The sequence below is a fragment of the Paraburkholderia sp. Ac-20347 genome (assembly GCF_017104805.1).
Taxonomy (GTDB): Bacteria; Pseudomonadota; Gammaproteobacteria; order Burkholderiales; family Burkholderiaceae; genus Paraburkholderia; species Paraburkholderia tropica.
On record NZ_JAAGPN010000340.1, the window covers coordinates 1 to 7020 of the forward strand.

The following is a 7020-nucleotide window of genomic DNA, read 5'->3' on the forward strand; positions in this document are numbered from 1 at the left end:
TCGGGCAGCGCGGGAAGCGCGGGCGGATGGCCCGGCAGCGATGCGCAGCCGCGCCTCGTCCAGCGCGTCGCGCAGTAGGGCGGCGCGACATCTTCCGGGGAGAGAACAATGAAAACGAACGCAAAAACCACGACCTTGGCGCAGCGATCCGCGCTCACGCAGGCCGACATGCTCAAGCGCATCGGCGGCCGATTCGGCTGGCGCTTCGCGCTCGCGCTCGCGCTGACGCTGCTCGCCGTCTCGCATCCGGCGCACGCGCAGGACGACGACGCAGTCGGCAACACGGGCGGCGTTGCGCCGCGCAACAGCGAGATCGGCCATGCCGCGCAGTCGTGGCTCGCGATCCAGCGCAGCAACAGCGCCGCGGCGCCCGCGCAGCCGATGCTCGGCGCGGAAGCGGGCTACGCGTACAAGCGCTATCTCAAGTCGTTCGATACGGAGATTCCGGCGACCTTCGGCTCGTCGGTGAAATCGGGCGGGACGGCGGGCGGCGGCCAGAGCGGCGGCGCGTCGGGCGGCGCTTACTGACATGGCGCGGCGCATCGAAGTGCGGCGCAGTCGGCGCGAGCGTGCGAGCGCGCGGCGGCAACGCGGCTCGATCGCGATGATCGCCGCTTTCGCGGTGTTCTTCGCGGTCGCGGCGCTCGGCGTGATCGACATCGCCAACGTCTATTTCCAGAAGCGCGCGCTGCAGAACGTCGCCGATTTCGCGGCGCTCGCCGCCGCGCAGCAGATGGACGACACCTGCACGCAGCCGAAGGCCGTCGCGATCGCGAACGCCAGCACCAACGGCTTCACGGCGCAGGGCACGTCGAGCACGCTGTCGGTCGTCTGCGGACGCTGGGATCAGACCGGCCAGCAGGCCAACGGCTCGGCGTACATGGGCTTTACGCCGAACGGCAGCACGCCGTATAACGGCGTGGCGGTGACGGTGACGCAGACCGTGCCGTTCTTCTTCCTCAACCTGCTGCCGCGTCAGATCACCGCGACCGCCACGGCGCAATCGACCATCATCGGTTCGTTCGCGGTGGCCACGACGCTCGCGCAGGTCAATCTGCTCAACGGCATGCTCAGTTCGCTGCTGGGCGGCACGGCCGTCAACCTGAGCGTGGCGTCGTGGAACGGCATCGCCAATGCGAACGTCAAGCTCGCCGATATCGCGGCCGCCGCGAACGTCGGCACGGTCAACGGCCTGCTCAGCGCGAACGCGACGGTCGCGAATATCGCCAGCGTGCTCGCGAGCGCCGTGCAGCAGGACGGCACGCTGACCGCGGACGTGGGCGCGGCCGTGGCCGGACTCACGGCGTTCGCGAGCGTGGCCACCACCTCGGCGACGAAGATCGCGATTGCCAGCGAGACCGGCGGCACCGCGCTGCTGTCGCTCGGCCTCGCGGACGCGCAGTCGGCCGCCAACGTCTCGGTCAACGCATTGCAGATGCTGATCGTGGCCGCCGAGATCGCGCAGGCGGGCAAGTCGCCGGTCGCCGTGCAGCTGAATCTGAACAGCCTGCCCGTGGTCAGCTCGATTCTGCCGACGCTGGCGTCGCTGAGCGTCAACGTGTTGTCGCCGCCGTCGATCGCCGTCGGTCAGGCGGGGCCGAATCCGGGCAATCCGCCGCCGCCGTGGCGCACCCAGGCGCACAACGCGCAGGTGGCCGTGGCGCTCAATCTCGGCTTCGGCGGCCAGTCGATCGCCGGCCTCGGCAGTCTGCTGACCTTGAACGTGCCGCTGTACGTGGAAGTCGCGCCCGCCACTGCGGGGCTCGCCTCCGCGCAGTGCTCGACCACGGCGGCCGCGAGCCGCTACGTCGTCGAAGTGAAAACCGGCATCGCGAATCTGTGCGTGGGCAATCCGCCGACGACCGCCGCCCAGCTTCAGTCGGGCCAGTGCAGCGGGCAGGCGGGCACGCTGCTCAATGTCGCCGGACTGATCAGCGTGACGGCCGGGCTTTCGATCGGGCTCAACTCGCCGCAGGTCTGGGACCTCACGTTCGACGGCACCGGCAAGCAGCTCACGAGCACCACGCCCAACACCAACCAGCTCGGCGGCTCGATCGGCAATGCGCTGAGCAGCCTGTCGACCCAGTTGAGCAACCCGAACAACCTGGCCGTGAATCTCCTCGGCATCAACCTCGGCCTCGGCGCCATCGCGAGCGCGATCACCGGTCTGCTTGCCACGCTGCTCAACCCGCTGCTGAACGCACTCGACACGGCGCTTATCGGGCCCTTGCTCCAGCTCCTCGGCGTGCAGGTTGGCGTGGCGAACGTCACCGGCTATCCGCTCATGTGCGGCGTCGCTTCACTCGTTCAATAAGAACCCACGATGAGAACCACCACCCCGATCGAGGAACTCGATCTGTATGTCTGGGAAGGCAAAGCCGATATCGTCGAGCGCGTCGCGCGCTGCATGGCGAGTCTCGATGTCGAAGTGATCCGCGCCGACGATACGGCGATCTCCGCGCAGCGCATCGCCGCGCGCCCGTCGATTGCCGTGGTCAGCGTGAGCGTGATCGACACCGGCGCGCTGATGCTGCGCGACTGGCAGGCCACGCACGGTCTGCCGGTGATCTGGGTCGGCGCCGCGCCGCGCGACAACGACCCGACGATGTATCCGAACGAGTATTCGCACGTGCTGCCGCTCGACTTCACCTGCGCCGAGCTGCGCGGCCTGATCTCGAAGCTGATGATCCAGATGCGCGCGCATTCGGCGCAGACGGCGGGCGCGGACGTGCTCGTCGCCGAATCGGAAACCATGCGTGCGCTGCTCAAGGAAGTCGAGACCTTCGCCGATTGCGACACCAGCGTGCTCGTGCACGGCGAGACCGGCGTGGGCAAGGAGCGCATCGCCGAACTGCTGCATCGCAAGCACAGCCGCTACGGCACGGGGCCGTTCGTCGCCGTGAACTGCGGCGCGATTCCGGACGGCCTGTTCGAATCGCTGTTCTTCGGTCACGCGAAGGGCTCGTTCACGGGCGCGGCCGTCGCGCACAAGGGTTACTTCGAGCAAGCCGACGGCGGCACGCTGTTTCTCGACGAAATCGGCGATCTGCCGCTGTATCAGCAGGTCAAGCTGCTGCGCGTGCTCGAAGACGGCTCGGTCACGCGCATCGGCTCGGCCACGCCGCTGAAGGTGGATTTCCGGCTCGTCGCGGCGACCAACCGGCAGTTGCCGCAACTCGTGAAGGACGGAACGTTTCGCGCCGATCTTTACTACCGGCTCGCGGTGATCGAGCTGATCGTGCCGTCGCTCGAAGATCGCGGCGCCGTCGACAAGATCGCGCTCTTCAAGGCCTTCGTCTCGACGGTGGTGGGCGAGGACCGGCTCGAATCGCTGCCCGAGCTGCCGTACTGGCTCGCCGATTCGGTGGCGGCGATGCGCTTCGCGGGCAATGTGCGCGAGCTGCGCAACCTGGCCGAACGGGTCGGCGTGACGGTGCGGCAGATGGGCGCGTGGGACGCCCAGCGCCTGCGTCGACTGCTGGCGGGTTCAGGCGGCGCGCAGCCGCAGGCCGTCGCCGAACCGGTCGCGCCGGTCGTCGATCGCAGCAAGTGGGACATGGCGGAGCGCAGCCGGCTGCTGTCCGCGCTCGACGCCAATGGTTGGCGCCGCAAGGACACGGCGCAGTATCTCGGCATCAGCCGCAAGGTGTTGTGGGAAAAGATTCGTAAGTACCAAATTTTCGACGAGGAACCCGCAACCGGTGAAAGTGAGTAATAATTGTGCCGATTTGTAAAACCTAAAAATAGAACTGTTCCAAACAGGTACTTCATGGACTACAAGTGGAGAGTTCGGCAGGTTGCGTTTGCCGCTCTGATGTTGATCGGGGGTTTCGAAACCGGTTGCGCCCAGCCCTTGCCGCAGACCGCGGCAGCGCCGGTCGCTGCGTCGCAGGACGATTCGGCTGTTGCCGTGCAGGCACAGCCCGCTGCGGCTGCACAGCCGTTGCCGGGCAGCCAGTCCACGGCGCTGACGCCGGATGAGGCCCAGCAGAACGCAGCCGGTAACGTCGCGGAACTGCAGCAATTGATTCGTGGCTCGGAACTCAATGAATTGCGCACGACCTACAACGGCACGTACGGCGCCAGCCTGCTGTTCAACGGCAAGGAAATGACGTACTACGTGGCCTTGTTCCAGAACAAGACGTTCTGGCGCGTGATCAAGACGAGCGACGAGCAGCGCGCGGAAGCGATTTATCGCGACTTCGCACAGAAGACGGTCCAGTTGTCGGACGTCGAGCTGCGCCGCACGCGTCTCGAAGCGCAGAAGGCGTTCACGGCACGCATGATCGCGCTGACGCAGGACCACGCGAACCGTCTGCAGGCCGACCTCACGGTCGCACGCCAGCAGCAGGCGATCGTCGCGGACCAGCAGAAGCAGACGCGCGACCAGGCGAACGCGCTGCAGGCCGAGAAGTCGCAGGCGCAGGATCAACTGCGTGAGGTGCAGCGTCAGGTTCGCGAGCTGCAGCGTCAGGTGGAAGGTGGTTTGCCGGCGCACTGATGCACGCGCCTGGAGCGCCTCTTAAGCGGGCGCTCCGGCAAACGTAAAACTGCCAGGACTCAAGGGCGGGCGCTTCGGGCGCACCGCCCTTTTGTCGTTGGCGCGCGTCAGTGCTTGCCGTGGTGGCGCGGGCTGTCGTGCTTTTTGGCCTTGTCGGCGGGCTCGCGCTCGGCGGGCGGGGGATCGATGGAAATCGGATCGCTGGCCGGGAAGGTCTCTTCGAGTGCTTCGTCGAGCGGATCCTGCGGGGCGGGCGGCGGGGAAGACGGCTTGGTGGCGGACATGGCGTGCTCCGGGGCGAGGAGGGTCGCTGTCAGCATAACGCAAAGGGCAAAACCCTGAGCGCAGGCGAGGTTCACTTCGCGCGGAGTTCGCGCCGCTTCTTCGCCCACAAAGCAAAACGCGCGCAGAGTGTGCGCGCGTTTTGTCGGGAGGGTGCTGAGATGGCTTAGCTGTTGCCGTTGCCTTCGCCGCCGTTACCGCCGTTGTTCACCGCGCCATAAAGGCGGCGGCGACGCGTGACGACGACCGGGGCGTCCTGACCGCCGCTGGCCGGACGATCCGACGGCGCGGCGGGCGCCGACCACGATTCGCGCGGCTCGCGAGGTTCACGGGGCTCCCGCGGCTCGCGGGATTCGCGCGGGCCGTGGCCGCCATGGCCGCCGTGACTACCGTGCGGACCGCGGCTCGTGTGCTCGCCGTGCGAAGGGCGCGGCGTGCGCGGCCCCGGACGCGTGCCGGTGTCGAGCTGGATGGTGGAGATGGCGCGTTTATAGATGCCTTGCAAGCCAACGGGCGTGCGCAGCATCACCAGGTACTGATCGAACGACTCGATGCATCCGGTCAGGCGGATGCCGTTGACCAGATAGATTTCAACGCGCTTGCGCTCTTTGCGCGCGGCGTTCATGAAGTCGTTTTGCGGGTGCGATTCTGCGGAAGGCATGGACGAATTTTAGCCGGGCGGCTCGATGCCGCAATTCATTGGAAACGTTTGCTTGCCGGGGATTCTACCCTGTGTCGGCGAAGCGCGCGTGCGGTTACCTACTTTACTGCAGAACTATACCGGGTCGCGGCCGGTGCCGCCGTTTGCCGGTCCCGCCATGAGCGGGGACAGGCCGTCTGCGCGGGCAAGCCGGGCACGATACACCAGCGTGCTCGTCCGGACTGTGACAGTACGACGCGCGCATGGTTCATCCGTTCAACAGCGTAGTGCATCGGGCGGCGGTTTGCGCATCTGAATACGTCTGAATGTGCGCCAATGTATCCGCATGTGCCCACCTGTACCCGATTACTGTCGAAATCCGCAATGATCCCGCCGCGTGAACGGGCACGACCGTCGCGCCGCGATGATCGTCAATTCTAGTGCCTGTTCATTTTTGCGCGCGACCCGGACGAAAACCGTGCGGCGACGCACGCGCGAGGAATAAGCGTTCGGGTCACAACGTTTACCGCGTATTGCAGCCATGCAGCCATGCAGCCATGCAGCCATGCAGCCATGCAGCGATCTGAGCCCGACGGCTCGTTCAGCAGGAGACGATCATGAAGCGGACCATCCAGCGCACCACCCAACACTTTCGCCGGTTCCTCGCCTGTTTTGCATGCGTGGCGCTGGCCGCCGTCTCGGGCGTGGGCCTCGCCGCGTGTGGCGACATGAACGCGAGCGGCGCGTCGGGCAGCTCGGGCACCAGCGGATCGTCGGGCGGCTACTGAGCGGCGCGCCGTGCTGCGCCGCCCGTCGGCGGAATTCGAAGCGCAGGTCGTGGCCCAGCTCGGGGCCATGCGCCGGTTTGCGCGCGCGCTCACCGGCGACGCCGCCTGGGCCGACGATCTCGTGCAGGACGCCGCCGAGCGCGCGCTCTCGAAAGCGGCGTCGTTCCGGCCCGAGAGCAATTTGCGTGCGTGGCTGCTGACGATCCTGCGCAATATTTATATCGACCAGTTGCGCGGCCGCCGCGAGATCGCCGTCGACGACGACAGCGCGCCGTGGCGCACGCTCGAAGCGCCGCGCGGCGAAGTCGACGGCCTCGTGCTTCGCGATCTGCAACGCGCGCTTTACGTGCTGCCCGCGGCGCAGCGCGAAGTGCTGCTGCTCGTCTGCGTCGAAGAACTGAGCTATCACGAGGCGGCCGCCGTGCTCGGCGTACCGGCGGGCACGGTGATGTCGCGGCTGTCGCGCGCGCGCGAGCATCTGCGCGCGCTGCTCGACGCCGATCCGGCGCAGGACCCCGCGCGGCGCACCACGCCGCTGCGGGTCGTGGGGACGATGCGATGAACGACGACGATCTCGAACGCGAGCGCGCCGGCGCGCAAACCGACGCCGACTCAGGCCTCGCGGGTCACGACCTGGCGGCGCTGGGTGCATTCGTCGACGGCGAACTCGCGCCCGACGAGCAATCGGCGTTGCTCGCGCGGCTCGGTGACGATCCGGCGGCGGCGCAGCGCATCGCCGCCTATCGCGCGCAGAAGGCCGCGCTGCAGTCGCTCTGCAATCACGCTGGAAACGCGCGTGAGATCGCCGG

General features: G+C 67.3%; 8 protein-coding genes and 1 pseudogene. 7 read left to right on the top strand and 2 right to left on the bottom strand.

All coding sequences use genetic code 11. From position 1 onward, the window contains the following. The first annotated feature begins 168 nt into the window (after positions 1-168). The 4 genes from G3N97_RS34660 to G3N97_RS34675 are packed head-to-tail and all read left to right on the top strand — an operon-like array spanning position 169 to position 4501. Positions 169-528 carry a DUF3613 domain-containing protein gene (locus G3N97_RS34660; RefSeq protein ID WP_205997366.1) on the top strand — a complete coding sequence of 120 codons (360 nt, stop codon included), beginning with the start codon at positions 169-171 and terminating at the stop codon, positions 526-528. Between the two features lies 1 nt (position 529). After that, on the top strand, positions 530-2314 hold the full coding sequence (locus tag G3N97_RS34665) for a TadG family pilus assembly protein (protein ID WP_205997367.1): 1785 nt from the start codon (positions 530-532) through the stop codon (positions 2312-2314). Between the two features lie 9 nt (positions 2315-2323). Next, positions 2324-3715 (top strand): sigma-54 dependent transcriptional regulator, encoded by a 1392-nt coding sequence (locus G3N97_RS34670; protein ID WP_205997368.1) that lies wholly within the window; start codon positions 2324-2326, stop codon positions 3713-3715. Positions 3716-3769: 54 nt separating this feature from the next. After that, positions 3770-4501: a DUF2968 domain-containing protein gene (locus G3N97_RS34675; protein WP_205997369.1), complete on the top strand. Its 732-nt coding sequence runs from the start codon at positions 3770-3772 to the stop codon at positions 4499-4501. A gap of 107 nt (positions 4502-4608) precedes the next feature. Here the strand turns inward: G3N97_RS34675 and G3N97_RS34680 are convergent, their stop codons facing one another. Both G3N97_RS34680 and hfq read right to left on the bottom strand, forming a co-directional pair. Next, entirely contained in the window at positions 4609-4785 is a 177-nt protein-coding gene (locus G3N97_RS34680; RefSeq protein WP_205997370.1) for a hypothetical protein, read from the bottom strand. Positions 4786-4949: 164 nt separating this feature from the next. Further along, positions 4950-5444, bottom strand: coding sequence for an RNA chaperone Hfq (gene hfq / locus G3N97_RS34685; RefSeq protein WP_205997371.1), 495 nt, complete (start codon positions 5442-5444; stop codon positions 4950-4952). A gap of 596 nt (positions 5445-6040) precedes the next feature. Between hfq and G3N97_RS34690 the strand changes: the two genes are divergently transcribed. The 3 genes and pseudogenes from G3N97_RS34690 to G3N97_RS34700 all read left to right on the top strand — a co-directional run. After that, positions 6041-6211 carry a hypothetical protein gene (locus tag G3N97_RS34690; protein WP_205997372.1) on the top strand — a complete coding sequence of 57 codons (171 nt, stop codon included), beginning with the start codon at positions 6041-6043 and terminating at the stop codon, positions 6209-6211. Between the two features lie 10 nt (positions 6212-6221). Next, positions 6222-6773 carry a sigma-70 family RNA polymerase sigma factor gene (locus G3N97_RS34695; RefSeq protein ID WP_205997373.1) on the top strand — a complete coding sequence of 184 codons (552 nt, stop codon included), beginning with the start codon at positions 6222-6224 and terminating at the stop codon, positions 6771-6773. Next, positions 6770-7020 (top strand): annotated as a pseudogene (locus G3N97_RS34700) (hypothetical protein); the annotation flags it as partial. The gene G3N97_RS34695 and the pseudogene G3N97_RS34700, both read left to right, overlap by 4 nt.